Consider the following 24,027-nt stretch of genomic DNA (forward strand, 5'->3'; position numbering starts at 1 on the left):
GAGGACACAGCATGATTTTGTTTGACAAGCCCATCGACTGCAATAAGTGCGGCCAGCAGTTCACCGTGGATGACTCCCGCATGGGATCGCTCCGGGACGGTGACTTGGAGGTGCAGTATTTTTCCTGCCCGGCCTGCGGCGCCAAGTACCACATCCTCACCACCAACAGCACGATGCGGAGTCTGATCGAGCGGCGGAAGGCTGTGCAGCTGAAAATCAAGGCAGCCCACGCCAAGAGGTTCAAGGAAAGCACCTTCAAAAAGTACCTCCAGGAGTACGAGCAGATCAAGAAGGAGCAGGAGAAGATTTTCCCGGAGCTTAAGGCCCAGGGGGAGAAACTCCTGCGTGAAGGTGAGCCAAGTGAATGAGTATGGTATCGGCGTCATCAGATGCCATTGGGACAAGAACTTTCGGTGTGGTGTGGGCAGGATGTGCCGCGGCTGTGAGCACCAGCCGGAAGACGATGATAAGCCGAACGGAAAGATGCCGCCGGTCAAACTCCTGTGGGTACCCACGCTCAATGCGGCCGGCGATGCATTCATCCCGGACGGTGAACCGAAATGCCCGGCCTGCGGTGAGATGCCGTACAGCACGGAACGGTGCGTCTTCTGCGGGCAGAAATTTTTGAAGGAGGACACGAAATGAATATCGAGAACAACATCGCCCGCTTTGAGGCGGAGCTGGCCAAGGTTCAGCGCCCCGGCATGGACAAGCTGCTGGAGTACATCCAGAAAAGCGACTTCTACAGGGCTCCGGCCAGCACCAAGTACCACCTGGCCGCTCCCGGCGGTCTCCTCCAGCACAGCCTCAACGTCCTGGATGCGCTGCGGGGGCTGCTCACTTGGCAGAGTGAGGACGCCGAGGAGGGCACTGGGTATTGGGAGTACATGGCCGCTGGCAAAGTGGTGGACACCATCTCGGATGACAGCGTGATCATGATGGCGCTGCTCCACGACATCTGCAAGACCCACTTCTACGGCACCAGCACCCGGAACGTGAAGAACGACGCCACCGGCAAGTGGGAGAAGGTTCCCTTTTACACTGTGAACGACATGATGCCCCTGGGCCACGGCCCCAAGAGCGCCATGATCATCAAGCAGTACACCACCCTCACCAGCCAGGAGATGTACGCTATCTGGCACCACATGGGGATGAACGGGAACTACGAGAACGACAATGCCGTGGGCAAGAGCATTGAAATGTGGCCCGCAGTCCTCGCCCTTCAGACGGCGGACATGATGGCCAGCCGGTTCATGGAGGGCGAGAAGGAAAACCTGGAGCTGTTCGCCGACGCCCCCGCCCCGGCCTCCGCCGGCGAGTGGGCGGACAACCCGGCCACCGGGGGGCCGGCCTTTGAGGAGGCACCGCCGTTGAGTGAGGGGGCCTGAGCTGTGGAAATCAAAGCGTCAAAAAAAGAATGGGAGATTCTTGCGGCAGCTGTGGCCACCTGGGGCAAGGATGCCCAGGCGAAAATGCTCCTGGAGGAAATGGCCGAGCTTCAAAAAGAAATCTGCAAAGCGTGGAGAGGAAAAGACAACGAGGTTGAAATTGCAGAGGAAGTAGCGGATGTGGAGATTATGCTTGCACAAATCAAGATGATTTTCGGTATCGACACCTCTGTTGAGGTGTATCGGGACGCAAAAATTGAGCGACTCCGGCAACGCCTGATTATTGCAGGCTGGAAGGGGGATTGCCAGAATGGAGGAGAATAGGGAACGGTGCTGCGGCACCTGCAAATGGCACCAGTACGATGACAGCGGCGATGACCTTGTCTGCGCCAACTCGGGAAGTGAGTATTGGACCGACTATACAGATTATGAGGATGGCTGCGAGGAATGGGAGAGTCGGAAATGAGCGCCCCCCACAAAGAAAGCTGGTATCAGGCCAAAATCATCCGCTGGTTGAAGGAGCAATACCCCGGCGCATTCGTCTGGAAAGCCCAGGCCGGACCCTACTGCCGCCAAGGTATCCCGGACATTTGCGCCATCGTCAACGGTCACTTCTTCGGATTTGAGGTCAAGCGCCCGGAGGTTGGGCGGCTCTCCAAAATCCAGGAGCAGACCATCAAGGAAATCAATGCCGCCGGGGGAACCGCCGCCGTTGTGTCCTACCCGGAGCAGGTCGAGAAGATCATCTTGGCGGCGGGGATCAACTGAGCCAAAATCCCAAACGTCTGGGATTTTGAAGGAATACATATGCTCAACCTCCACGCCACCTTCACCAAGGGCACGATTGAGTTCCGCCTTTTCCAATTCGACGCCCCTGCGGACGGCAAGAAAAACGGCCTCCACGCCGGCCAGTTGAAGAGCTACATCCAGCTTTGCCTCGCGCTGAGCCAGATGGCCAAGAGCCTCAAGAACGCCAGCCCCAAGCCCCAGCAGACCGACAACCCCAAGTACGCCATGAGGACTTGGCTTCTCCGGCTGGGGTTCATCGGAGAGGAATTCGCCACAGCCCGTGACCTCCTGACCCGCCGCCTCTCCGGGGACGCGGCCTTCCGCAACGGAAGGGCCGCCTGACCGGCCCCGGCTCCGCACCGCCCCGCCTAACCCGCCACAAGCGGGCTTTAGGCAGTAGAAGGGAACGCCCTTCGGAAAGGACGGATCGGAAATGGCGAAAAGGTTTTACATTGCCTACGGCAGCAACCTTAACCTCCCGCAGATGCGGGGGCGCTGCCCTGGGGCGACCGTTGTTGGCACCGCAGTTATTGAGGACTACCGCCTGCTGTTCAAGGGCAGCAAGACCGGCTCATACCTCACCATCGAACCGTGGGAGGGGGGCCGGGTGCCGGTGGCTGTGTGGGAGGTCACAGCGGCAGATGAGCGCAGCCTCGACCGCTATGAGGGTTACCCCGTGTTCTACCACAAGGTGGGGATGGAACTGGAGGTGACGCTGGCCGGCTCCGGCGAGGTGCGCACCCTGGAGGGCTTTGCCTACGTCATGTACGCAGACAGGCCCCTCGGAACACCCAGCAATTCCTACTTCATCACCTGCACCCAAGGGTATCGGAGCTTCGGCTTTGACCCGCGCATCCTGCTGGATGCATACACAGACAGTAAAGGGGAGGGGATTCTATGCACAGCAAAACAGTGAGCGAGCGCGTCTGCCCCAGATGTGGGCGGACGTACACCGAGCGCCCTGCTACGGCAAGGGATGGCAGCGGCCCTATCTGCCCAGACTGCGGAACGCGGGAGGCGCTGGAGAGCATCGGCGTGGGCAAGGATGAGCAGGAGCGCATCCTCGACACCATCCATCGGCACCAAGTGTAAGCGCAACAGCACGGCAGCGGACGGCTCGGAGGGGCCGCCCGTTCGCTCGTTGGATGAAAAGGTACTGTGAGCCCCTCCCCCAGGGGAGCGGGGGCGAAAACGCCCGAAACGCGTGTAGTCACCAAAAAATTTTTTTGGGGGACTTTCGTTTCTGGGGCGCTATTTTTATGCCATTTTTCAGAGAGGTGATCAGGTTGGCAACCGCCAGAAAAGGAAAAATCGAGGAGACCCCCGGCTACTGCAAGGCCGAAGACCTGGCGAATCTGTTCGCCCTGACGGGCCAGTGGATCAACCAGCTCACCAGGGACGGTGTGCTGAAGAAAAGGGACACCCCCGCCGGGAAACGGTACAACGTGGTGGAGTCCACCAGGGCCTATGTGCAGTACCTTCGGGACAAGGCGGCAGGCCGCGGGGAGAAGGGCATCCCGGAGCCCAAGGAGCTGGAGAAGTTCGAGGCCGAGGTGCGCATCAAGAAGGCCAAGGCCCAGATTGCCGAACTGGAGGCCCAGGAGCTCCAGGGCATCATGCACCGCAGCGAGGACGTGGCCGCCCTGACGGAAGATTTGTTATACACCATTCGGGATTCCCTCATGGCCCTGCCTGGCCGTCTGGCCGTAGACGTAGCCGGGACTACCACCGCGGCCGAGGCCGCCGAGGTCATCAAGCGGGAGGTCTACCTGGTGATGAAGGACTTGTCCTCCTACACCTATGACCCGGAGAAATATGCCGAGCGCGTTCGGGAGCGGATGGACTGGCAGGCGGAGCACGAGGGTGTGGACGATGACGAATAACAGAGCAGGCGGAGCACGAGGGTGTGGACGATGACGAATAACAGAGCGGAGCGGCGGCAGGCCGAGGCAACCGCCAACCGGGCGGCCCGCCGGCTGATGAAGGCCATCTCCAGGGGGCTGGCCGGGATGCAGCCCCCGGAGAACCTGACCGTCACCGAGTGGGCGGAGTGCAAGCGGTACCTTTCCACCGAAGCCAGTGCCGAGCCGGGCCTCTGGCGCACCAGTCGGACGCCCTACCTCCGGGCCATCATGGATGCCTTCACCGACCCGAAGATTCGCCACATCGTTTTTGTGGCCGCGTCCCAGGTGGGTAAGACGGAGGTCATCAACAACATCATCGGGTACATCATCGACCAGAACCCCGGCAGTATCCTCTTTGTCCATCCGACCACCATCGACGCCAGGGAGTTCTCCAAGCTGCGCATCGCGCCCATGATCCGGGACAGCCCCGCCGTGCGCCGGAGGATTTCCGCCCCCAAGAGCCGGGACAGCGGGAACACCTTGCTCCAGAAGACCTATCCCGGCGGCATCCTGACGCTGTGCGGCTCCAACGAGGCCCATGCCCTGGCCTCCAAGCCCATCCGCTATGTGTTCGGGGATGAGAGAGACCGCTGGGCGCAGTCCGCCGGCACCGAGGGCGACCCCTGGGAGCTGGCCATGGCGCGGCAGACCACGTTTTACAACGCCAAGGCGGTGGAGGTCAGCACCCCCACCATCCGGGGGAGCAGCAACATCGCCAAGAGCTTCGCCAAGGGCACCATGGAGCGGTGGAAATCCCAATGTCCCCACTGCGGCGAGTTCCACGAGATCCAGTGGAAGGACATCCGCTACAAGGCGGAGGAGACGGTGGTCAATCACGAACGCACCTATACGGTGCATGATGTGTTTTGGATCTGCCCCGGCTGCGGCTGCGTGTCCGAGGAGGCCACCATGAAGAAACAGCCTGCCAAGTGGGTGGCCGAAAACCCGGCGGCCTATGCCAACGGCGTCCGTTCCTTCTGGCTGAACGCCTTTGTCAGCCCGTGGGCCAGCTGGGAGAGCATCTGTCTGAAGTACCAGAACGCCCTGGGGGACACTGGGAAGATGCAGGTGGTCTACAACACCTGCTTTGGGCAGCTCTGGGAAGACCGGGGCGACACCCAGGACCCGGACACACTTTTGGGACGGCGGGAGGTCTACGAGGCCGAGCTCCCGGAGGGTGTGCTGGTGCTCACCGCCGGCGTGGATACCCAGGACGACCGCATGGAGTACGAGATTGTGGGCCACGGCCACTTTAATGAGCGGTGGGGGATTGAAAAGGGCGTTATCATGGGCCGCCCGGATGATCCCGCTACTTGGGCCAGCATGGATATGATGATTTTTGACCGGGTACTGAAATTCAAGGACGGTCTTGGGTTAAAGGTCAGTATGTCCTTTGTAGACGAGGGCGGACACTTCACCGGACAGGTGCGGCAGTTCTGTCGTGACCGCATCGGGAAAAAGGTGTTCTGCATCAAGGGATTTTACGGCCCGGACAGGCCCACGCTCAGTCCCCCAAAAAAGATGAAAATCATCATCAATAACCGCTATTTGGGCGTAGTATGGCAATATCAGCTTGGCGTGGACTCCATCAAGCAGACGGTGATGGATGACCTCAAAGTCCAAGCGCCAGGGCCAAAGTACAACCACTTCCCCCTACGGGACGATTACGGCGCAATGTACTTCAACGGCCTGCTGTCGGAGCACCTGGTGCCGGAGGGCAAGACCCGCCAGCGGTGGGTGTGGACGAAGATACAGGGCCATGAGCGCAACGAGCCCTTGGACTGCCGGGTGTACGCTCTTGCGGCGTTCCGTGCGCTCCCTGTCGATTTGGACACGATAGACCGAAAAATCAAGATGGCGCGGGGGAAAGCGGTAAACGGCACAGCACCCGCCCCAAAGCCTGCACACCGCCCCAGAACCATCCAGCCGAAGAACAACGAAAATTCCCTTGATGAGTGGTGAAGAATTATCTTGACTTTTGCATAAGCATATATTATAATTTTGCTTAGGCAAAAGTGAGGTGATGAAATGTCTCCCAGAACTGGGCGGCCAATTGTAGGGGAAAGCCCAAAGAGTTCTCAAATTGGTTTTCGAGTAGCACAGCAAACCGTAGAAAAGTTTGAGGAGTGCAAACGGATATCAGGAAAGACCAAGGTTGAACTCTTTGAAGAAATGGTTGATGACCTCCACAATAAGCTGACCAAAAAATAATAAGAGTTTCGGTGCTCCCTCGACAAGACGCAACCGAAACCCTTATGCCAAACCAAGGAGGTTTGATAAATCCATTCTATCAGACCTTCCTTGGATTTTCAAGGAGGAATTTATATGGTGGAGGGCAAGAAAAATCTTCCCGGTGAAACCGAAACGATGAAGTTGGAAGATGGCTTTGACGCTTTGGATGCGCTCATGGGCTGTCTGAGCCAGTCGGAGGAATGGGCGTATATCCAACGGCACGATGCACTTATCCTGAAAGCAGAGGACGTGCTGTACCAGCAACTTGGACGGGTTAAGGCTACCGATGAGGATTTCTTTGGGAGCCTGGAGGATGCCATCAGCGTTTATAATGGCACGCTCAACGATGCGGCAATTCTGTACGGCCTGCGCATGGCGGTCAAGCTGTTCTACGCATTCGGCAAACCGCTGGAAATGTCCCGGTATTTTCTGGAGCATGACACGGAGCGAGGCGTGGGGGTTGGCTACAGCAGAACGGTTTGATAGAGTGGGGGCAACACGGAATGAGAAAACTGATTGACCTAACCGGCCAGCGGTTCGGAAGGCTACTGGTGATAAGGCGGGTCGAATGCGAAAAACATGGAGAGGCGAAATGGCTTTGTCAATGTGATTGTGGGAATGAGACCGCAGTGTTTGGGTATCTATTGCGAAGTGGTAAGACCAGCAGTTGTGGATGTTCCAAACATGACGAAACTTTTCGCAACAAGAAAAAAGAGCAATCAACCGTTCATGGAGGGCGTGGGACAAGGCTGTATCGGATTTGGATAGGGATGAAAAATCGTTGCTATAATCCGAATGCTGCGAAATACAAAGACTACGGTGGTCGAGGTATTACCATCTGCGCAGAATGGAAAAATGATTTTCCAGCCTTCCGAGATTGGGCTTTATCCCATGGGTACACTGATGCTCTCAGCATTGACCGTATTGATGTTGATGGCAATTATGAACCTTCAAATTGCCGCTGGGCCACAGCGAAGGAACAGCGGCACAACCGGCGAGACAATTAAACTCAACCAACGACAAGCCGTCCTTGCGTAGTACGAGGGCGGCTTTGTCATGCAAAAATTTAGGTGGTGAGTATATGGCGGCAAACACAACTGAACTGAAGGCGCGGCTGGCCTTCTGGCGCAGCGCCCTGGAAAAACTGCGGGAGGCTTACCTCGCGCTCTTGGACGGCGGCGTAAAATCGTACAAAATCGGGAATGAAGAACTGACCCGGCTTGACCTGGTCTCCCTCCAGAAACGCATTGACGAGGCCGAGAAAAAGGTGGACGAACTGGAGGCGCTGCTGGCGGGTGGCCACGCCCGGCGGGCCTTCGCGGTGACGCCTATGGATTGGTAAAAAAACTCTTGACTTTTGTGGCACATTAGTCTATCATAATTATGGGCCACAAAAGTGAGGTGATAAGATGTCCCCAAGAACTGGTCGCCCAACAGACAATCCAAAAGGCCAATCTATCCACATCCGTTTGGACTCCAAAAGCGAAAAAATATTGGAGCAATATACTGAACAGGAACAGGTTAGCAGAGCCGAGGCCATAAGGCGTGGGATTGAGAAGCTGGAGGACGACATAAAAAAATAGAGTGTTGGCGACCCTTCCAAAGTCACACCAACACCCTATTTCACCAAACCAAGGAGGTTTGATAAATCCATTCTATCAGACCTTCCTTCGGATTTCAAGGAGGAAATTCAAATGACCCTGCTGACGCGCAAAGAGGCCGCAGCCCGGCTGGGGATGTCATTGCCCACGTTGGACATTGAACGCTCCACTGGTCGGTTGGCCTACATTCAGCGGAAACCTGGCAGCAAAGTTTGGATTACTGAAGAAGCCATTGCCGAATATTTGGCACGGGCTACCCATCAGGCCAGACCGGAAATCAGAACTTACCGGCGGCGGTGGGCCTAAGTATCGTGATACGAATGGAGGATTCTTATGGTAACGGTAAGGGAGGCAGTCAAGCTGCTGACAGATGCAAGCGAAATCAAACTCTGTTGGTGCAGAAGTTCGTACCCATTCGATGAGAACGAACCTTTAATGATGGATGCATACGGCGATTATGTTGTTGGCGAAATCAGGACAGGGCTTGACGCGCACGTCTACGAACTCCACATTGCTTTTCAGCCTGTCAAAGTAGGGAACCCAAATGGGCAAGCTGATTGACCTAACGGGCCAGCGGTTCGGAAGGCTGGTGGTGCAAGAATACCTCGGGCTAAACAAGCATCGAAAGGCTATATGGCGTTGTTGCTGTGACTGCGGGAAAAGTGTAACTGCAATCGGGACAGAACTCCGAAATGGGCATACCAAAAGTTGTGGTTGCTATGACCACGATCAGATCCAAGTGAGAAATACCGTTCACGGTGGATATGGAACACGTCTGTATAACGTTTGGCATGGAATGAAGCAGCGGTGCTACTATCAAGGCCATAAAAAGTACGCTGATTATGGTGGACGCGGTATTGCTGTGTGTTCTGAATGGCTCCATGATTTTGCGGCATTCCAAAAGTGGGCACTATCCAATGGGTATCGAGATGATCTGACTATTGACCGTATCGACAACGACAAAGACTATAGCCCGGAAAATTGTCGATGGGTCACGATGAAAGAGCAGAACAATAACCGTAGGCCCCGTAAGAAGAAAAGCTGATACAACGAAACCGTCCCCACAAAAACAGTGGGGGCGGTTTTCTTATGCAAAATTTAGGTGGTGAGAACAATTTACAACCAGGATAAGCGGACAGGACTGTATCTCCCCGATGGTATTCGCCCCCAAGCGTCCGGGTACTCGGAGACTGGAGCAAGCCGCACCCGGAGAGCGTTTAAGGGGTTCAATGCTCACAGCGGTTCGCCAAATGAAGATATAAATTGGAATAATTATACCCTGCGCCAGCGCGGCCGGATGCTCTACATGAGTTCCCCGCTGGCAACCTCGGCCATCAACACCAACCGCACTAAGGTGGTGGGCATTGGTTTGGCGCTGAAACCGGCCATCGACCGGGAAACGCTGGGGCTCTCCCCGGAGGCGGCGGAGGAGTGGCAGCGGCATACGAAGGCGGAGTTCAGCCTTTGGGCCAAACGAAAAGACGCCTGCGACGCCATAGGAGTAAATGGCTTTTATGCGCTCCAGCAACTGGCCCTTGTCTCCTGGCTGATGTCGGGTGACGTGTTTGCGGTTATCAAGCGTAGGCCGCCTGACCGCATCCGGCCCTATTCCCTTCGGATACACTTGGTGGAGGCGGACAGGGTGCGGACGCCCATGGAATACGGAGGTACGACCTTCCCCAGCATCACCAACGGGAAGAACCCCAACACAGAGAACCGCATCTTTGACGGTGTGGAGGTGGACGCCAGCGGCATGGTGGTGGCGTATTTCGTTCACAGCACCTACCCCTGGGAAGCGACTATGGCCGAGAACGAGTGGGTGCGGGTGGAGGCTTACGGCAAGAAGACCGGCCTTCCAAACATCCTCCACATCATGGGCAGTGAGCGGCCTGACCAATACCGGGGCGTGACCTATTTGGCCCAGGTGATGGAACCCCTGCTCCAGCTGCGCCGGTACACCGACTCCGCGCTGATGATGGCCCTGGTGCAGTCTTTCTTCACGGCCTGGATCATCACAAAGTCCAACCCGGACGGTATCCCCTTCAACGAGACCGGCGACGGGGTGGTGGGCGTTCCCGGCTCCAACCCCTCGGAGGCCCCGCGGGGAGAGAACGAGTACGGCATGGGGGCCGGTACCATCAACGTGGTGCCGGAGGGGGAGGATGTCAAGTTCGGCAACCCCACCATGCCGGTGGCCAGCTTCGACACGTTCGTGAAAACCTTCTGCAAGCTGGTGGGCGCCGGCCTGGGCATCCCCTATGATGTCCTGGTGAAGGAGTACAACTCCAGCTACTCCGCCGCCCGTGCTGCCCTTCTGGACGCCTGGGAGGAATTTCGGATGCGGCGAACGTGGTTTGTGGACGATTTCTGTCAGCCGGTCTATGAAATATGGCTTTCCGAGGCTGTGGCCCGTGGGCGAATCATTGCTCCGGGCTTTTTTGATGACCCGCTCATCCGCGCGGCTTGGTGTTCGGCTCAGTGGATCGGCCCGGTGCAAGGCTCCCTCGACCCGCTGAAGGAGGCCAATGCCGCTGTGCTAAAGATCCAGCACGGTCTGAAGACACACGAGCAAGCCACCATGGAGGACTCCGGCGGAGACTGGAACGCCAACGTGGAGCAGCTGAAGGCCGAGAATGAAAAGCTCACTGCCGCCGGGGGCGGTGGCCCGATCCAGCTGACCGTTGACCCCAACAAAGATGACGATGACGAAGGAGGAGATTCGAAGTGAGTTTTTGGAGCGAGTTTTTCAGCAAAGGGCCCTTCCGGGGTGCCCCCGCTCCGCCCCATCAGATGGCGGCGCCGCAGGGCAAGCCCTACACCATGGCAATGGTGGATGGCGAGAATGCGGAGATCACCATGTACGGGGAGATCGTGGAGGCCCAGCCCGTGGACTGGTGGACCGGCGAGCGCATCGAAGGGGCGTTCATCGTTCAGACCGAGTTCCTGAAGGATCTGGAGGAGGTGGCCGGGGCCAAGACCCTGACCATCCGCATGGACAGCATCGGCGGGAACGCCGGCGTGTCCATTCTGATCCACAACCGCCTGCGGGAACTGGCGGCGAAGGGAACCAAGCTGAAGTGCATCGTGGACGGTGTGGCCATGTCCGGCGGCTCCCTCATCATGTGCGCCTGTGACGAGGTGGAGGTGAACCCCTCCAGCCTGGTCATGATCCACAAGTGCTGGGGCTCCCTCTGGGGCGGGTACAACGCTGACGAACTGCGGGCGCTGGCCTCTGAGTATGACGCCTGGGACAAGGCCCAGGTGTCCATCTACAAGCGAAAGTGCAGCTTGTCCGACCAGGTGATTTCCAACATGATGGCCAAGACCACCTACATGACAGGAGCCGAGGCGGTGGAGAAGGGCTTTGCCAACAAGCTCCTGGAGGATGCCGAACCGCTGGACATCTCCGCCAGCGCCGATAAGCGCAGCCTGTTCGTGCGCGGCCGGCAATTCCACCTTGCTCCGGGGATGTTCGCCCCGGATACCATCCCAACGGTCAAAACCGGGGCTCCGGCTCCGGCCAAGACAAATACAAACCCGCCGGCGCAGACCGGCAGCGAAGGAGGAAAAACCATGGCAAAGAATCTTGAAGAACTCCGGGCGGAGAACCCGGAGCTGGCCGAGGCGCTGATGTCCGAGGCCAAGGCCGCCGTGTCTGCGTCTGCGGGCGGCGGGACCCCCGCACCCCAGCCCGGCCCGGATGCCGTCAGTGCCGCCGTGCAGGCGGAGCAGAAGCGCATCCAGGAGATCGACGCGGTGGCCAGTCTGTATGACGCAGAGACGGTCAAGGCGGCGAAGTACGGCGAGAACGCCTGCACCGCCCAGGAGATGACCTACCGCGCCGCCCAGAAGGCCGCCCAGCAGGGTAAGAAGTTCCTGGACGACTTGGAGGACGACACCCAGGCGTCCGGCGCTCAGGGTGTCCCGGCGGCGGGCGACCCCGGCACCCCGCCCCCTGCGGAGGCTCAGACGCCCGACCAGCGCATGGCCAGCGCCCGCGCGGAGGTCAAGGCCCTTTTCGGAAAGGAGGAGAAGTGATCCATGGCTAAGGAACTGCGTCAGAAACTCGGCAGCATGGAGTATGACGGCCTGATCACCGGCCTCAACCCGCCCGTCCGCGTGGACGGCGGCACCATCGCCAAGCTGGAGGCCGCCACCGTGCTCAAGCGCGGCACCCTGCTGGGGAAGGCCGACAGCGGCCTTCTGTCCATCTATGACGGTACCGGCACCCCGGACTGCATCCTGTGTGATGACACCGAGGTGGGTACCGCCGAGGACGTCCCCGTGGATGTCTATGTTGCCGGCTGCTTTGACCCGGAGAAGGTCACGGTGGGCGATGGCTACACCATCACCCAGGCCGACAAGGACAAGCTCCGCACCTACAGCATCGTCTTCAAGGCCGCAACGCCGGCCCCTTAAAGGAGGAGGAATCACACTATGGCTGTTTTGAACTTTTTTGACACCTACATCCTCATGGCGATCATGGAGGAGGTCGTGCCCAACACGTTCTTCTTCCGCGACCGCTACTTCCCCACCGGGGAGGGGGATGTGTTCGCCGCCGACAAGGTTCTGACCGAGTACCGCCGGGGCGACCGGAAGATGGCGGCCTTCGTCTCCGAGCGCATCGGGGACATCCCCATGGACCGCATCGGCTATGAGATCCACGAGCTCCAGCCCGCTTTTGTCGGCGTGTCCCGTCTGCTGACCACGGACGAGCTGAAAAAGCGCGGCTTCGGCGAGGCGCTCTATGCCAACTCCACCCCCGCCCAGCGGGCCGCCCGGCTCCAGCGGGACGATATGCGCGACATGGATCTGCGCATCCGCCGCCGGGAGGAGTGGATGGCCGTCAACACCATGCTGGAGAACGCCTGCTTCATCCAGGAGTATGTGGACGACCAGACCAAGGGCAAGGCCCTCAGCGTGAAGTTCTACGAGGGCACCAGCGACCACCTCTACACCGTGGCCAAGCCCTGGACCACCTTCATGGAGATGCGGGCGGACATCATCGCCATGTGCCGGATGCTGTCCTACCGGGGCCTGCCTGCGGCTGACCTGCTGCTGGGCACCCAGACGGCGGACGCCATCCTGCAGTTCGATGACCTTCAGAGGCTGTTGGACAAGAACAGCGGCATCGCCATCGGCGCCATCAACGAGCAGCTCTCCGCCTACACCGGCGTGGTGTTCCTGGGCACCATCAACTTCGGCGGGTTCCGGCTGAACCTGATCTCCGTGGATGAGAGCTACGAGGATAAGGACGGCAAGAACAAGTCCTATTTCCCGGTGGACGAGGCCATGGTCACCGCCCCCAACTGCGGGCACTTCATGTACGGCCAGATCACCCAGATTGACTTCGGCAGCACCGACTACACCTCTCACCCCGGCATCCGGGTACCCAAGTTCACCCTGGACCAGGACAAGGATATGCGCAAGCTGCGTCTGGCCTCCCGGCCTCTGTCCGCCCCCAAGAACTACTGCCCCTTCATCCGGGCTAAGAAAGCGGTGGGCTGAGATGCGTAACGTTGTGATCAAGACCGGTGTCTATGGCCGCAGGGACGAAAAGGGCCGGGTGCTGCCCGTTGCCAAGGGGGAGCGGGTGACCCTCTCGGATGAGGAGGCCGCCCGGCTGGTGGCCCTGGATGTCGCCGTCTATGCGGACACCCCCGCGAGGGCCCCCGACACGCCCCCTGCGCCGCCCCCTGGCGGCGAGGAGCCGCCTGCCCCGCCCCAGGATGCCCCCGGCGAGGAGCCGCCCGCAGAGCCGCCCGTAAGCGGCGGGGAGGGCGATCCTGCCGCGGCGGAGGTGGCGCGGCTGGAGCGTATGCAGCGGCCCGATCTGGAGCAGATGGCCACAGACCTGGGCGTGGATTCTGCGGCTATCTTCGGTGCGAAAAACAAGCATGACCTGGCCGTTCTGATCGTGGCCGCGGGCGAGCCGGAGGACGGAGAGACCCCTCCTGACCTGGGGGCCGGGGACATCGTGCAATGAGCAAGTTCAAGGACATGGTCAAGCGGGACATCCACAAGGTCTTTCTGAACACCAGCGAGTTTGCCGAGAAACGCACCGTCCGCTATGACGGGGAGGAGTACCCGGACATCCCCGTGGTGCTGGAGGGCCCTGTGCGGGAAAAGCGTGACCGCCTGACCGATGACCATGTCCGGGGGCTCCACATGATGACCGCCGTCCTCTACTGCGCCCAGGAGGACATGGGCGGCAAGGTCCCAAAACAGGGGGCCAGCCTGGAGATCGCCACCCGCGAGGGCGGGAGGTTCTTTCAGAAATACTACGTGGTGGCGTCCACCAGCCACATGGGGATGCTGCACGTTGAACTGGAGGCGATGGCGCAGTGAGCGAGAACGGCGTCAGCCGGGAGGCCCGCGTACACGTTGGCGGAGGCGAATACCTCGGCCCCACTGACAGCGGCGGATTCGCCGGCATACAGCTGTCCGTGGCCGATCAGGAGGCGGTGGATCGCACCGCCAGACTGCTGGCCGGCGTGGAGGGCGGTGTGGAGAAGGCGGTACGCAGCGCCATAAGCAAGGCCGTGGCCCGCCTGCGGCGCTCCAATGTGAGCGCCGTCCGGGAGCGGTACGCCATTTCCGCCGCCAACATCCGGGAGAACGAGAACGTCCAGGTGACCTATTCATACGACAGCGGAGTGCAAGCCTTTGTCCGTTTCAGCGGGGCTCGCATTCCGCTGTTCCGTTTTGACGGGGCCTCTCCCCACCAGCCCACCAGGGACACCAGCGGGCGGATGCCCGTCATGTCCGGGGAGGAGCACTGGCGGCTGATGTACCCCAGCGTGGCCGCCTCCGGGCACGTCCTCAAAAGCACCTCACCATACAGCTTTGAGCGGGCATTCGTGGCCCGGATGGGTACCGGGCATACCGGCATTTTCGAGCGGACGGGCGGCATGACCTCCAGGGGCAAGGACGAGATCGAGGAGCTGTTCGGGCCGTCCGTCCCCCAGATGCTGGGCAGCGAGGACGTGGAAAAGGCGCTGGCGGAGGATGCCATGAAGTCCTTCGAGAAAGACCTTGACCACGATGTCCTCGCCATTCTGAGCGGCTACATGAGGTGACGCTATGACAAAGATCACGCTGCTGGAGCGGCTGAAGGAGTTCAGCGAGATACACACCGGGGATCTGCTGCTCCCGGTTCAGCCCCAGGAGGAGGACGAGAACCCGCCCGACCGTGCGGCCACGGTATACACTCCCTGCCTGCCGGAACTGCGTTCCTACGAACGGAAGGCTCCCTTCATTACCCATGAGATCGTCACCGGCAAGGATGCGGCGGTCCAGCGTCCCGGCGGCGGGAAGTTCATGCAGTCCACCGCCGTGGCGCGCACCTGCTTCTGCGTGTACCACAAAAATGAGCAGGAGGGCAAGCTGGCGCTGCTGACCCTGATGGAGCGGACGCGCATCGCCCTTTTGGAGGAAGTGGTCATCGGGGGGCAGTTCAAGCTGGACCTGGATGCCGGCGTGGAAACGTTGGTGTACCCCGGCAACCCGAACCAGACCGCAGTTTCACCATTTTATCTTGGGGAGATGATCACCACATGGCAGCTCCCCATCATCGAAAGGAAGGTACCCCATGGAAAAAATCAACCCGACTTCCGGGGCGGCGGATACCCCGGAGCCCAAGGTGGAGAGATCCACCGCTGACAGCTTTTACTGCTACATCGGCCCCAGCATCACGGGCCTGATCCAGCATGGCGCCATCTACCGGGGGACGCGGAAGAAGGCCATGGCTGCCGCCGCTGCGGCCATCGAGAAGTACCCCCTGATCAAGACCCTCATCGTCTCCGGGGACAAGCTCCCGGAGGCCCGGCTGAAGGTGAAGAAACCCGGCAATGCGCTGTATAAGAACTACCAGCGCATTCTGGGGAAAGCGTAAGGAGGAGACATCATGGCTTTGAACCTTGGCGTTCATGTATACGAGAAGGCCACGGCGGTCAGCACCCCTGTGCTGGCTGACGTGAGCATCCCCTTCGTGGTGGGTGCGGCGCCTGCCCACTCCGCCAGCGACCCGGCGAAAGCCAATGTGCCTGTGCTGGCCACCAGCTGGGACGAGGCGGTGGCCCAGCTGGGCTTTTCCTACGACTGGAAGAAGTACCCCCTGTGCGAGTTCATGTACTCCCACTTCCAGCTGTACGGCTGCCAGCCGGTGGTGTTCTGCAACGTGCTGGACTCCAACCGGGCCAGCATGAAGGATAGCACGGCCGGCGACGGCCAGACGGCTGTTCCCGTGGTGGAGCACCAGGCGTCGATCCCCTTTGACGCCATCGCCTCCACCATCCAGGTCAGCACGGATGCCACCTTCGGAACCACGCTGGAGCTGGACACCGACTACAGCGTCCTCTATGACGAGGACACGGACACCTGCCTGGTGGAACTGCTGGACGGCGGCGAAAGCTACGATGCTGCCGAGCTGTACATCAAGTTCGGGATCGTCAAGCCCGAAGCGGTGGCGAAGACCGACATTGTGGAGGGTCTGAGCGTCATTGATGACTGCATGAACACGGTGGGCCTGATCCCCGACCTGATTTGCGCCCCCAGCTGGTCCCACGACAGCGTGGTGGCCGCCGTCATGGCCACCAAGTCGGAGGGCATCAACGGCCTGTTCCGGGCGAAGGCCCTGGTCGATGTGGATACCGGCGAAAACGGCGTCCGTAAGTATTCCGAGCTTCTGCCCTGGAAGAACAAGAACAATGTGGTGGACGAGAACCAGATCCTCTGCTGGCCCATGGTCAAGCTGGGGGATTACAAGTTCCACACCTCCACCCAGCTGGCGGGCCTTATGGCCCAGGTGGACACCGCCAACGGCGGCGTACCCTACGAGTCCCCGTCCAACAAGAACTTCAAGATGGACGGGTGCTGCCTGGAGGACGGTACGGAGATCAGCCTGACCTTCGAGCAGACCAACATCATCGCCGGCTACGGCATCGTGACGGCTCTGAACTTCATGTCCATGGGCTGGACGGCGCGGAACAACTACACCGCCTGCTATCCCGGCAACACCGATGTGAAGGATCAGTTCATTCCCGTCTCCCGGATGTTCGACTTCGTGGCCAACACCCTGATCCGCACGTTCTGGAGCAAGCTGGACAAGCCCATGAACCTGCGGCTCCTGGACAATATCCAGGACACCTGCAACATCTGGCTCAACGGCCTGGTGAGCCAGGAGTATCTGCTGGGGGCCAGGGTGGAGCTGAAGGCTTCGGAGAACCCGGTGACCAGCTTGCTGGCCGGTATCATCAGCTTCCACATCTACCTGACCCCGCCTGTTCCGGCGCAGGAGATCCACTTCACGCTGGAGTTCGATGTGGACTACCTGACCAGCGCGCTCAACCTGGCCGCGTAAAAATTCGGCCCGCCCCACCCGGCAAATTCCCAGACGTTTGGGATTTTGCCGGGGAGGGGGAGGCCAATCTGAAGGAGGTAAACTATGAGCAACAAACAGCCTGCGGCCTACATCAACCTGGAGATCTACGAGGACAGCATCAACCTGCTGGGCGTGGCCAAGGTGCAGCTCCCGGCCATCGCTTTCCCCTGCGTCAACATCTCCGGTGCCGGGATGATGGGCGAGATGGAGGTTCCGCTGTACGGCATGGTCAGCAACATGACCACCACAATCAACTGGCTCACGCCCCATGGGGACGCAGTCAAGCTGATGTCCCCCAAGAAGCACCAGCTGGATATGCGGGTGGCGGAGGAGTTCTGGGACGTCGAGCAGGCCGATGTGGGCCTCTGGGCGGACAAGTATGTGATGATCGTGCGGCCCAAGACCACCACCCCCGGCACCGTGGCGCCCATGGCGTCTGCCGACACCTCCGGCGAGTACGTGGTGTACTACTTCGCCGCCTACAAGAACGGTGAGCAGCTGTGGGAGGTCGACAAGCGCAATATGCGCTGCGTCATCCTCGGTGTGGACTACATGGCCGAGGTGCGCAAGGCGCTGGGCAAGTAACAACGAACAGGCTCCGGGCGGCATAGCTGTCCGGGGCCTGTCTATTTCGGAAAGGAGCATCCACCATGAGCACCGAGAAGAAAACTGATTTCTCCGCTGACGCGGAGGCCGCCGTTCAGCTGGAGGCTGAGGCGCAGACCGGGCCGGATGTCACGGCTTACACGCACACATTCGAGAAACCCTTTGAGTTTCGGGGCCGCACCGTCACGAAGCTGACCTTCAACTGGGGGGCGCTGACGGGTGAGGATCACGAGGCTATCGAAGGCGATATGCTCCGTCACGGCCAGACGCTGACGATCCCGGCCTTTACCGGCCCCTATTTGGCTGGCATGGCTGTCCGGGCCTGCACCGACCGGGATGACAACGGCATCCGCATCGTGGACGCTGACTTCCTGAAGGCGCTCCCCCTGCGGGACTACCACAAGATCTATTTCAGTGCCCGGCGTTTTTTACTGCGCTCGGGGTCGTAACTGGCGACGGCGGGTTATGGCTCCAAAAGCAGTGTATGATCCTGGCCCGGAATAACAATACCCCCGTTCCGTACTGGCTTTCCCTTCCACTGTGGAGGCTGGGCCAATGGATCAAGACCAACAATGTCATTGTAGCCGAGGAGAAGAAGGAGGCATCCAATGGCCAGTAAAAAGGAATTTGAGATGCTTTTCGCTCTGAACGCCCGGATGAACGGCGGGTTCAGCAGTACCTTCTCTAAGGCTCAGGCGGAATTTACTCGGCTGGGGAAGGAGATCCAGGGCCTCCACCGGGTGCAGGGCGACATTGCGTCCTATCAGAAACAGCAGAGCGCCATCGAAAATACTCGCTCCAAGCTGGAGAGCCTGCAGAAACAGCACGACCTCCTCCAGAAGGAGATCAAGGAGACTGAGGGCTCCACCGCTGGCCTAGAGCGGGAAAAGGTCAAGCTGGAGGAACGCATCAAAAATACCGAGGCGGCCCTGGAGCGGCAGAACCAAAAGCTGGAGACTACGGGCGCACGGCTGAAGGATGCCGGGGTGGACACAGGCATCCTTGCTCAGAAGGATGCCGAACTGACCGCCAAGATCAAGGAGCTTGAAACCGCCCAGGACAATGCCGCCGAAGGCGCGGCCAGCTTCGGCGAGAAGTCCGCCCAGGCGTTTGGGACGATCCAGAACGCCATTGCCGCCGCAGGTATAGCCACGGCGCTGAAGGAGATCGCGGATGCCTATCTGGAGTGTGTGGGAGCGGCCGGGGACTTCCAAGAGTCCATGTCCAATGTGGAGGCCCTCTCGCAGGCCAACACCCAGGAGATGGCCGCACTGTCCGCACAGGCTAAGGAGCTGGGCGCCACCACGAAGTTCACCGCCCAGGAGGCCGGAGACGCCATGGGCTACATGGCCATGGCAGGCTGGGACGCAAGCGATATGCTCCAGGGCATGGATGGCGTTCTTCAGCTGGCGGCGGCCTCCGGGGAAGACCTGGCTATGGTGTCGGACATCGTCACCGACAGCCTCAGCGCCTTCGGCCTGACGGCAAAGGACACGGCGCACTTCTCTGACGTCCTGGCAGCGGCAGCCACCAACTCCAACACCAACGTGGCCACCATGGGCGAGACCTTCAAGATGTCCGCCTCGGTGGCCGGGGCCCTGGGGTACAGCATTGAGGACGTGGCCGTGGCCATGGGCCTCATGGCCAACAGCGGCGTGAAGGGCTCCATCGCCGGCACCGCTCTGCGGAATACCTTCAATGGGCTCCTGGAGGGCGTCACCCTCACCGGCGCGGCCTTCGGAGAGTATGAATACTGCGCTGTCAAGGCAGACGGCACCATGAAGGACTTCGGCGCCACCATTGATGAGCTGCGCGGCTACTTCGAGCAGATGACCGAGGCCGAGCGGGTGGCCAATGCCCAGGCCATCGCTGGCCAGCGTGGTTACAACGGCCTGTTGGCCATCCTGAACGCCACCGACGCAGACTACGCCTCCCTGACCAACAGCATCAACAACTGCACGGGGGCAGCCCAGCGCATGGCGAATGTCAAGCTGGACAACCTCAACGGCCAGCTGACCCTGATGGACAGTGCGTGGGAGGCCCTAAAGGTCACCATCGGGGAGCAGTTCAACCCGGAACTGCGGGGCCTGGCCGAAATTGCCACCGACATACTCGGCGGCGTCAATGAATTTATACAGGATCACCCCGCACTGGTGAAGGGCCTTATGGCCGCAGCCGGCGCCGTGGGTGCCGGAGTTATCGCCCTCACTGGGGTGGCCACCGTCACCAAGGTGTTGATCCCTCTGATGGGCGCCCTCACAGCGGCCACGACCGGCGTCAACATCATCGTGGGTGTGACCGCCGCCATCGCTGGCGTTGTGGGTGTAGTGACTGCGCTGGCCACCGCCGCCGATGCCGGTGTTCCCTCGGTGAAGGAGCTGACCGAGGCCGCACGGGATATGCAGGAGGCCATGGACGAGGCAAGTGTCTCCTATCAGGAGACGGCCACCCAGACCATGGCTACGGCGGAAGTAGCCAGCATCTACATTGACAAGCTGGAGGAGATCGAGGCCGCCACCAGCGGCAATGTCGCGGAGAACCAGGAATACCACAACATTCTGGCTCTGCTCACTCGTACAGTGCCAGAGCTGGCCGATTACATCGACCTGGAGAGCAATGCCATCGAGGGTGGCACTGAGGCCCTGCGCCAGCACACCGAAGCCTGGAAGAAGAACGCGGAGGCCCAGGCGTACCAGGAGTACATCAATTCCCTGTATGACCAATACGGGGAGGTCATGGCGGAGTCCGCCGAGAACAGCATCAAACTGACCCAAGCCCAAATCAAGTTGCAGACCGCTGAGAAGAATTGGGATGCCGCCCTGGTTCGGATGAATGAGCTTTCCGAGGAGGCTTGTGAAAACGGCACCGCCCTCACTGGCGAGTATTACGAACTGGAGAACGCCATCTTCGGGTACCGGGACGAGATGTATGAGGCGGAGCGCACCATCGAGAACCTCAACAAGGCCATCGACGCGGATGCGGAGGCGGTTGCCGCCGCCGAGGCGGAGATCGAGAGCGCCCAGGAGGCGGTGGAACAGCTCACCGGCGCCACCGAGGAGCAGGCGGCGGCGGAGGCCGAGGCCGCAGCGCAGACCCAGGAGCTGCAGGCCGTCATCGGAGATACCGCCGAGCAGGTCATGGCACTGGCGGAGGCTTACAACGAAGCGTACACGGCCGCGCTGGATTCCATTTCCGGGCAGTATGCCCTTTGGGACGAGGCGGCGGCTGTGGTGGAAACCAGCGCCGGGAGCATCAACAGTGCCCTGGAGAGTCAGATCACCTATTGGCAGGACTACAACACCAATTTGCAATCTCTGACGGAGCGCAGCGCCGATATTGAGGGCCTGAGCGCGGTGATCGCCAGCTTTGCCGACGGGAGCCAGGACAGCGTGAACGCAGTCGCTGGCATGGCCAACGCCACGGATGAGGAACTGACCACCATGGTCGCCAACTGGCAGACCCTCCAGCAGGAGCAGGAGGCCGCCGCCGGGAGCGTGGCCGAGCTGAAGACCGACTTCACCTCCACCATGGACGAACTCCAGACCGAACTGGCCGCCGACATCGAGGCCATGGATCTGGGGGACGAGGCGGCAGCGGCGGGCCGGGCCACCATCCAGGGGTACGTTGATGCGGCAAACGATATGCTCCCCCAGGTGAAAAGCGCCTATGAGAATTTGGCGAAAGCGGCATCCAATGCCCTGGGCACCCCGTCCTACAGCAATAGCGCCTATGCCGCAAACAGCAGCGTCCCCATGTACGCCAGCGGCACCGACAACGCGGCCCCCGGCCTTGCCCTGGTGGGCGAGGATGGGCCGGAGCTGGTCTACTTCAACGGTGGGGAAAAGGTCATGGACGCGGCGAAGACCGCCGCCTTCCAGTCCAACGCTGCCCCGGCTGTGTCTGCCATGCTCTCGGCAACAGGCGGTTCCTCCCCCTCGGTGCAGGTGGTGTTCCAGATCAGCGGAAACGCCACGCCTGAGACAGTCCAGGCCCTGCAGGAGTACGGGGATGAGTTCGCCGCCCGCGTGCTGGAGGTCTTGGAGGATGCCGGCGTAGACGCACAGAGGAGGGCCTACTGATGGCAAAGATCTATACCACCGTCCAGGGGGATATGTGGGACAGCATCGCCTTCGCCCAGATGGGGAGCGTTGATCACACTGACAAGCTAATGAACGCCAACCTTCGGTACCGGGAGATATACATTTTCCCGGCGGGGATCGTTCTGACCATCCCGGAGGTCAAGGAGAGCGTCAGCAGTTCGCTGCCGCCCTGGAAGAAGGTGGGCTATGAGTAACAAGAACAACGCCCGCCGCACCGCCGTGGAGGTGGCCTTTGACGGTGCCGACATCACGAAGTCCATCCGGCCCTATCTCAAGTCCATGACTTATGTGGACAACGAGGAGGACGAGACTGACGAGCTTCAGATCCAGGTACATGACCGGGATTCCATTTGGCTGGAGAAGTGGCTCACCGACGCCATCGAGGCGGCCTCTGCCGCGAAACTGAAGATGGACGCTGTAATCGTTCGGGAGAACTGGACGGGCGGCGGCAGTGACGCGGTGCTGCCCTGCGGGGAATTTGAGCTGGACAGCGTGGCGGCCTCCGGGCCGCCCGCCGTCATCAACATCAAGGGTACGTCGCTGCCCTTCAGCGCCCAGGTGCGCCAGACCAAGAAGTCCAAGGCGTGGGAAAACTATACCCTCTCCGGTATTGCCAATGAGATCGCCGGGGCCAACGGCATGGTCTGTATGTACGAATCGGCGGCAGACCCCTTTTACTCCCGTGTAGAGCAGATCAAGACCAGCGATATTCAGTTCCTGGAAACGCTGTGCCATAACGCGGGGATCTCGCTGAAGGCCACCAACCGCATCCTGGTTCTGTTCGACCAGGCCGCCTATGAGTCCAAGGCGGCGGTGTTCACTATCAAGCGGGGGAGCGGTGTCTACACCAAGTACAAACTGAACGTGGGCACGGCGGACACGCAGTATTCCTCCTGCCGGGTGAGCTATGTCGACCCAAAAGGAAAGTGCATCTCGGCCACGGCGAAAATCGAGGACTACAATGCGGACGCCAAGAATAACCAGCAGCTGGAGATCACCGCCAAGGTCGCAGACAAGGACGAGGCCAAGGCCCTGGCGGAAAAGCTCCTACGCAAGCACAACCGCTACGCCAAGACCGCCTCGTTCACACTCCCCGGCAATCCCGACCTGGTGGCCGGGGTGACGGTGATGCTGGAGAAGTGGGGCGGCTGGGACGGAAAGTACATTGTCACTCAGGCAAAGCATACCGTGGGCGGCTCCGGGTACACGGTGCAGGTCAGACTTCGGAGAGTATTGGAGGGGTATTGATGGATCGGGAAATGGAGACCTCGCTGGAGAACCTGGTGCGCGTTGGTACTGTCACCTGGGCTGACCCGGTCAAGAGGGTGGCCCGCGTGAAGTTCCAGGACATGGATCTCCCGTCCGCCCCCCTGCACGTCCTGGCCAACCGGCCCTATATCCCAGACTACGATACCAAGCCCCAGCGGACGGAGTTCGAGGCCGGCGGCAGCGGCGATGCGGCCTATGAGAGCCACAAGCATGACCTGCTGATCAAGCCGTGGATGCCCAAGGTCAACGCTGTGGTGCTGTGCATATACCTCCCCGGCTTCAACACAGACGGCTACATCCTGGGGGAGATCGGGGCGCTGGGCGAGCTCAAGCAGATGGAATAGGAGGTGGCGCGGCATGGTTATCGGCTGTTTGGGCGACATCGTTTTTCAGGTGTCGGAGGCCACGGTGCGTACCCTGGACAATATGACATGGTCCGGCTCCGCCCGGTACGCCGTCCACGAGCGTCACCTGACACACGCCCTCACGGAGTTCGTCGGACTTGATCCGGACAAGATCACCTTCGACATCACCCTGTGTACTGACCTGGGGGTGGACCCCATCACGGAGGTGGTGAAAATCTGGAATATCGAGCGCAGCGGGAAAGCGGTACCGCTGACCATCGGAACCAAGGGCTACGGCAAGTACCGCTGGAACATTACCAAGCACGAGATGAAGGCAACGGCCCACTTTATAAACGGCGACATCCACACGGCCACCGTTTCGGTAAGCCTGCAGGAATATCTGGGGGGATAG

At 60.3% G+C, this 24,027-nt stretch carries 33 protein-coding genes and 1 pseudogene; all 34 read left to right on the top strand.

From position 1 onward, the window contains the following. Positions 1-11: 11 nt before the first annotated feature. The 34 genes and pseudogenes from NFS22_RS00700 to NFS22_RS00865 all read left to right on the top strand — a co-directional run bounded on the left by NFS22_RS00700 (position 12) and on the right by NFS22_RS00865 (position 24,027). On the top strand, positions 12-368 hold the full coding sequence (locus NFS22_RS00700) for a hypothetical protein (RefSeq protein ID WP_251315844.1): 357 nt from the start codon (positions 12-14) through the stop codon (positions 366-368). Next, the gene (locus tag NFS22_RS00705; protein ID WP_251315845.1) at positions 346-645 is read left to right on the top strand and encodes a hypothetical protein; all 300 of its coding nucleotides are present in this window, start codon (positions 346-348) and stop codon (positions 643-645) included. Before NFS22_RS00700 ends, NFS22_RS00705 begins: the two co-directional genes overlap by 23 nt. Beyond that, positions 642-1,388, top strand: coding sequence for a hydrolase (locus tag NFS22_RS00710; protein ID WP_251315846.1), 747 nt, complete (start codon positions 642-644; stop codon positions 1,386-1,388). The genes NFS22_RS00705 and NFS22_RS00710 overlap by 4 nt, the downstream gene beginning before the upstream one ends. Before the next feature lie 3 nt (positions 1,389-1,391). Continuing rightward, positions 1,392-1,712: a nucleoside triphosphate pyrophosphohydrolase family protein gene (locus tag NFS22_RS00715; protein WP_251315847.1), complete on the top strand. Its 321-nt coding sequence runs from the start codon at positions 1,392-1,394 to the stop codon at positions 1,710-1,712. Then, positions 1,699-1,854 carry a hypothetical protein gene (locus tag NFS22_RS00720; protein WP_251315848.1) on the top strand — a complete coding sequence of 52 codons (156 nt, stop codon included), beginning with the start codon at positions 1,699-1,701 and terminating at the stop codon, positions 1,852-1,854. Before NFS22_RS00715 ends, NFS22_RS00720 begins: the two co-directional genes overlap by 14 nt. Next, entirely contained in the window at positions 1,851-2,156 is a 306-nt protein-coding gene (locus NFS22_RS00725) for a PDDEXK family nuclease (RefSeq protein WP_251315849.1), read from the top strand. The genes NFS22_RS00720 and NFS22_RS00725 overlap by 4 nt, the downstream gene beginning before the upstream one ends. A gap of 36 nt (positions 2,157-2,192) precedes the next feature. Then, positions 2,193-2,519 (top strand): annotated as a pseudogene (locus NFS22_RS00730) (amidoligase family protein); the annotation flags it as partial. A 91-nt stretch (positions 2,520-2,610) separates the two neighbouring features. Next, a complete protein-coding gene (locus NFS22_RS00735; protein WP_251315850.1) occupies positions 2,611-3,093 on the top strand; it encodes a gamma-glutamylcyclotransferase family protein in 483 nt (160 codons plus the stop codon). Beyond that, positions 3,075-3,269 (top strand): hypothetical protein, encoded by a 195-nt coding sequence (locus NFS22_RS00740; RefSeq protein WP_251315851.1) that lies wholly within the window; start codon positions 3,075-3,077, stop codon positions 3,267-3,269. The genes NFS22_RS00735 and NFS22_RS00740 overlap by 19 nt, the downstream gene beginning before the upstream one ends. 194 nt (positions 3,270-3,463) lie before the next feature. Continuing rightward, positions 3,464-4,060 (top strand): protoporphyrinogen oxidase, encoded by a 597-nt coding sequence (locus NFS22_RS00745; RefSeq protein WP_251315852.1) that lies wholly within the window; start codon positions 3,464-3,466, stop codon positions 4,058-4,060. A 30-nt stretch (positions 4,061-4,090) separates the two neighbouring features. Further along, the gene (locus NFS22_RS00750) at positions 4,091-6,043 is read left to right on the top strand and encodes a phage terminase large subunit family protein (RefSeq protein WP_251315853.1); all 1,953 of its coding nucleotides are present in this window, start codon (positions 4,091-4,093) and stop codon (positions 6,041-6,043) included. A 363-nt stretch (positions 6,044-6,406) separates the two neighbouring features. After that, on the top strand, positions 6,407-6,796 hold the full coding sequence (locus NFS22_RS00755) for a hypothetical protein (protein WP_251315854.1): 390 nt from the start codon (positions 6,407-6,409) through the stop codon (positions 6,794-6,796). A gap of 20 nt (positions 6,797-6,816) precedes the next feature. Continuing rightward, complete coding sequence (locus NFS22_RS00760; protein WP_251315855.1) at positions 6,817-7,320, top strand: hypothetical protein; 504 nt, start codon at positions 6,817-6,819, stop codon at positions 7,318-7,320. Positions 7,321-7,394: 74 nt separating this feature from the next. Then, positions 7,395-7,655: a hypothetical protein gene (locus NFS22_RS00765; RefSeq protein ID WP_251315856.1), complete on the top strand. Its 261-nt coding sequence runs from the start codon at positions 7,395-7,397 to the stop codon at positions 7,653-7,655. Between the two features lie 352 nt (positions 7,656-8,007). After that, on the top strand, positions 8,008-8,220 hold the full coding sequence (locus tag NFS22_RS00770) for a helix-turn-helix domain-containing protein (RefSeq protein WP_251315857.1): 213 nt from the start codon (positions 8,008-8,010) through the stop codon (positions 8,218-8,220). Positions 8,221-8,247: 27 nt separating this feature from the next. Then, positions 8,248-8,475 carry a hypothetical protein gene (locus NFS22_RS00775; RefSeq protein ID WP_251315858.1) on the top strand — a complete coding sequence of 76 codons (228 nt, stop codon included), beginning with the start codon at positions 8,248-8,250 and terminating at the stop codon, positions 8,473-8,475. Continuing rightward, complete coding sequence (locus NFS22_RS00780; protein WP_251315859.1) at positions 8,459-8,959, top strand: AP2 domain-containing protein; 501 nt, start codon at positions 8,459-8,461, stop codon at positions 8,957-8,959. The genes NFS22_RS00775 and NFS22_RS00780 overlap by 17 nt, the downstream gene beginning before the upstream one ends. A 60-nt stretch (positions 8,960-9,019) precedes the next feature. Next, positions 9,020-10,642, top strand: a complete 1,623-nt coding sequence (locus tag NFS22_RS00785) for a phage portal protein (protein WP_251315860.1) — start codon at positions 9,020-9,022, stop codon at positions 10,640-10,642. Continuing rightward, the gene (locus NFS22_RS00790) at positions 10,639-11,952 is read left to right on the top strand and encodes a head maturation protease, ClpP-related (RefSeq protein ID WP_251315861.1); all 1,314 of its coding nucleotides are present in this window, start codon (positions 10,639-10,641) and stop codon (positions 11,950-11,952) included. Before NFS22_RS00785 ends, NFS22_RS00790 begins: the two co-directional genes overlap by 4 nt. A 3-nt stretch (positions 11,953-11,955) precedes the next feature. Beyond that, positions 11,956-12,333: a head decoration protein gene (locus NFS22_RS00795; protein ID WP_251315862.1), complete on the top strand. Its 378-nt coding sequence runs from the start codon at positions 11,956-11,958 to the stop codon at positions 12,331-12,333. An 18-nt stretch (positions 12,334-12,351) separates the two neighbouring features. Then, a complete protein-coding gene (locus NFS22_RS00800) occupies positions 12,352-13,422 on the top strand; it encodes a major capsid protein (RefSeq protein WP_251315863.1) in 1,071 nt (356 codons plus the stop codon). A gap of 1 nt (position 13,423) precedes the next feature. Continuing rightward, positions 13,424-13,900 carry a hypothetical protein gene (locus NFS22_RS00805; RefSeq protein WP_251315864.1) on the top strand — a complete coding sequence of 159 codons (477 nt, stop codon included), beginning with the start codon at positions 13,424-13,426 and terminating at the stop codon, positions 13,898-13,900. Beyond that, a complete protein-coding gene (locus NFS22_RS00810) occupies positions 13,897-14,262 on the top strand; it encodes a hypothetical protein (protein WP_251315865.1) in 366 nt (121 codons plus the stop codon). The genes NFS22_RS00805 and NFS22_RS00810 overlap by 4 nt, the downstream gene beginning before the upstream one ends. Continuing rightward, positions 14,259-14,993: a phage tail protein gene (locus NFS22_RS00815; protein ID WP_251315866.1), complete on the top strand. Its 735-nt coding sequence runs from the start codon at positions 14,259-14,261 to the stop codon at positions 14,991-14,993. Before NFS22_RS00810 ends, NFS22_RS00815 begins: the two co-directional genes overlap by 4 nt. Before the next feature lie 4 nt (positions 14,994-14,997). Then, on the top strand, positions 14,998-15,576 hold the full coding sequence (locus NFS22_RS00820) for a hypothetical protein (RefSeq protein WP_251315867.1): 579 nt from the start codon (positions 14,998-15,000) through the stop codon (positions 15,574-15,576). Further along, positions 15,506-15,808 carry a hypothetical protein gene (locus NFS22_RS00825; RefSeq protein ID WP_251315868.1) on the top strand — a complete coding sequence of 101 codons (303 nt, stop codon included), beginning with the start codon at positions 15,506-15,508 and terminating at the stop codon, positions 15,806-15,808. The genes NFS22_RS00820 and NFS22_RS00825 overlap by 71 nt, the downstream gene beginning before the upstream one ends. A 12-nt stretch (positions 15,809-15,820) precedes the next feature. After that, positions 15,821-17,275, top strand: coding sequence for a phage tail sheath family protein (locus tag NFS22_RS00830; RefSeq protein ID WP_251315869.1), 1,455 nt, complete (start codon positions 15,821-15,823; stop codon positions 17,273-17,275). Between the two features lie 84 nt (positions 17,276-17,359). Next, on the top strand, positions 17,360-17,881 hold the full coding sequence (locus NFS22_RS00835) for a phage major tail tube protein (RefSeq protein WP_251315870.1): 522 nt from the start codon (positions 17,360-17,362) through the stop codon (positions 17,879-17,881). A gap of 65 nt (positions 17,882-17,946) precedes the next feature. Next, positions 17,947-18,351 (top strand): hypothetical protein, encoded by a 405-nt coding sequence (locus NFS22_RS00840; RefSeq protein ID WP_251315871.1) that lies wholly within the window; start codon positions 17,947-17,949, stop codon positions 18,349-18,351. Between the two features lie 159 nt (positions 18,352-18,510). Next, positions 18,511-21,981 (top strand): phage tail tape measure protein, encoded by a 3,471-nt coding sequence (locus NFS22_RS00845; protein ID WP_251315872.1) that lies wholly within the window; start codon positions 18,511-18,513, stop codon positions 21,979-21,981. Then, on the top strand, positions 21,981-22,196 hold the full coding sequence (locus NFS22_RS00850; RefSeq protein WP_251315873.1) for a tail protein X: 216 nt from the start codon (positions 21,981-21,983) through the stop codon (positions 22,194-22,196). Before NFS22_RS00845 ends, NFS22_RS00850 begins: the two co-directional genes overlap by 1 nt. Further along, positions 22,189-23,250 carry a phage late control D family protein gene (locus tag NFS22_RS00855; RefSeq protein ID WP_251315874.1) on the top strand — a complete coding sequence of 354 codons (1,062 nt, stop codon included), beginning with the start codon at positions 22,189-22,191 and terminating at the stop codon, positions 23,248-23,250. The genes NFS22_RS00850 and NFS22_RS00855 overlap by 8 nt, the downstream gene beginning before the upstream one ends. Next, the gene (locus tag NFS22_RS00860; protein ID WP_251315875.1) at positions 23,250-23,615 is read left to right on the top strand and encodes a hypothetical protein; all 366 of its coding nucleotides are present in this window, start codon (positions 23,250-23,252) and stop codon (positions 23,613-23,615) included. Before NFS22_RS00855 ends, NFS22_RS00860 begins: the two co-directional genes overlap by 1 nt. Positions 23,616-23,628: 13 nt before the next feature. Beyond that, positions 23,629-24,027 carry a phage tail protein gene (locus NFS22_RS00865; RefSeq protein WP_251315876.1) on the top strand — a complete coding sequence of 133 codons (399 nt, stop codon included), beginning with the start codon at positions 23,629-23,631 and terminating at the stop codon, positions 24,025-24,027.

Source organism: Flintibacter muris (assembly GCF_943192995.1).
Lineage (GTDB): Bacteria > Bacillota > Clostridia > Oscillospirales > Oscillospiraceae > Lawsonibacter > Lawsonibacter muris.

What these genes read in the sequence shown, in the direction of transcription:
- NFS22_RS00700 (WP_251315844.1), top strand. Translation starts at nt 12, where the DNA reads ATGATTTTGTTTGACAAGCCCATCGACTGCAATAAGTGCGGCCAGCAG.
- NFS22_RS00710 (WP_251315846.1), top strand. Translation starts at nt 642, where the DNA reads ATGAATATCGAGAACAACATCGCCCGCTTTGAGGCGGAGCTGGCCAAG.
- NFS22_RS00720 (WP_251315848.1), top strand. Translation starts at nt 1,699, where the DNA reads ATGGAGGAGAATAGGGAACGGTGCTGCGGCACCTGCAAATGGCACCAG.
- NFS22_RS00725 (WP_251315849.1), top strand. Translation starts at nt 1,851, where the DNA reads ATGAGCGCCCCCCACAAAGAAAGCTGGTATCAGGCCAAAATCATCCGC.
- NFS22_RS00735 (WP_251315850.1), top strand. Translation starts at nt 2,611, where the DNA reads ATGGCGAAAAGGTTTTACATTGCCTACGGCAGCAACCTTAACCTCCCG.
- NFS22_RS00740 (WP_251315851.1), top strand. Translation starts at nt 3,075, where the DNA reads ATGCACAGCAAAACAGTGAGCGAGCGCGTCTGCCCCAGATGTGGGCGG.
- NFS22_RS00750 (WP_251315853.1), top strand. Translation starts at nt 4,091, where the DNA reads ATGACGAATAACAGAGCGGAGCGGCGGCAGGCCGAGGCAACCGCCAAC.
- NFS22_RS00755 (WP_251315854.1), top strand. Translation starts at nt 6,407, where the DNA reads ATGGTGGAGGGCAAGAAAAATCTTCCCGGTGAAACCGAAACGATGAAG.
- NFS22_RS00760 (WP_251315855.1), top strand. Translation starts at nt 6,817, where the DNA reads ATGAGAAAACTGATTGACCTAACCGGCCAGCGGTTCGGAAGGCTACTG.
- NFS22_RS00765 (WP_251315856.1), top strand. Translation starts at nt 7,395, where the DNA reads ATGGCGGCAAACACAACTGAACTGAAGGCGCGGCTGGCCTTCTGGCGC.
- NFS22_RS00770 (WP_251315857.1), top strand. Translation starts at nt 8,008, where the DNA reads ATGACCCTGCTGACGCGCAAAGAGGCCGCAGCCCGGCTGGGGATGTCA.
- NFS22_RS00775 (WP_251315858.1), top strand. Translation starts at nt 8,248, where the DNA reads ATGGTAACGGTAAGGGAGGCAGTCAAGCTGCTGACAGATGCAAGCGAA.
- NFS22_RS00780 (WP_251315859.1), top strand. Translation starts at nt 8,459, where the DNA reads ATGGGCAAGCTGATTGACCTAACGGGCCAGCGGTTCGGAAGGCTGGTG.
- NFS22_RS00795 (WP_251315862.1), top strand. Translation starts at nt 11,956, where the DNA reads ATGGCTAAGGAACTGCGTCAGAAACTCGGCAGCATGGAGTATGACGGC.
- NFS22_RS00800 (WP_251315863.1), top strand. Translation starts at nt 12,352, where the DNA reads ATGGCTGTTTTGAACTTTTTTGACACCTACATCCTCATGGCGATCATG.
- NFS22_RS00805 (WP_251315864.1), top strand. Translation starts at nt 13,424, where the DNA reads ATGCGTAACGTTGTGATCAAGACCGGTGTCTATGGCCGCAGGGACGAA.
- NFS22_RS00810 (WP_251315865.1), top strand. Translation starts at nt 13,897, where the DNA reads ATGAGCAAGTTCAAGGACATGGTCAAGCGGGACATCCACAAGGTCTTT.
- NFS22_RS00820 (WP_251315867.1), top strand. Translation starts at nt 14,998, where the DNA reads ATGACAAAGATCACGCTGCTGGAGCGGCTGAAGGAGTTCAGCGAGATA.
- NFS22_RS00825 (WP_251315868.1), top strand. Translation starts at nt 15,506, where the DNA reads ATGGAAAAAATCAACCCGACTTCCGGGGCGGCGGATACCCCGGAGCCC.
- NFS22_RS00830 (WP_251315869.1), top strand. Translation starts at nt 15,821, where the DNA reads ATGGCTTTGAACCTTGGCGTTCATGTATACGAGAAGGCCACGGCGGTC.
- NFS22_RS00835 (WP_251315870.1), top strand. Translation starts at nt 17,360, where the DNA reads ATGAGCAACAAACAGCCTGCGGCCTACATCAACCTGGAGATCTACGAG.
- NFS22_RS00840 (WP_251315871.1), top strand. Translation starts at nt 17,947, where the DNA reads ATGAGCACCGAGAAGAAAACTGATTTCTCCGCTGACGCGGAGGCCGCC.
- NFS22_RS00845 (WP_251315872.1), top strand. Translation starts at nt 18,511, where the DNA reads ATGGCCAGTAAAAAGGAATTTGAGATGCTTTTCGCTCTGAACGCCCGG.
- NFS22_RS00850 (WP_251315873.1), top strand. Translation starts at nt 21,981, where the DNA reads ATGGCAAAGATCTATACCACCGTCCAGGGGGATATGTGGGACAGCATC.
- NFS22_RS00855 (WP_251315874.1), top strand. Translation starts at nt 22,189, where the DNA reads ATGAGTAACAAGAACAACGCCCGCCGCACCGCCGTGGAGGTGGCCTTT.
- NFS22_RS00860 (WP_251315875.1), top strand. Translation starts at nt 23,250, where the DNA reads ATGGATCGGGAAATGGAGACCTCGCTGGAGAACCTGGTGCGCGTTGGT.
- NFS22_RS00865 (WP_251315876.1), top strand. Translation starts at nt 23,629, where the DNA reads ATGGTTATCGGCTGTTTGGGCGACATCGTTTTTCAGGTGTCGGAGGCC.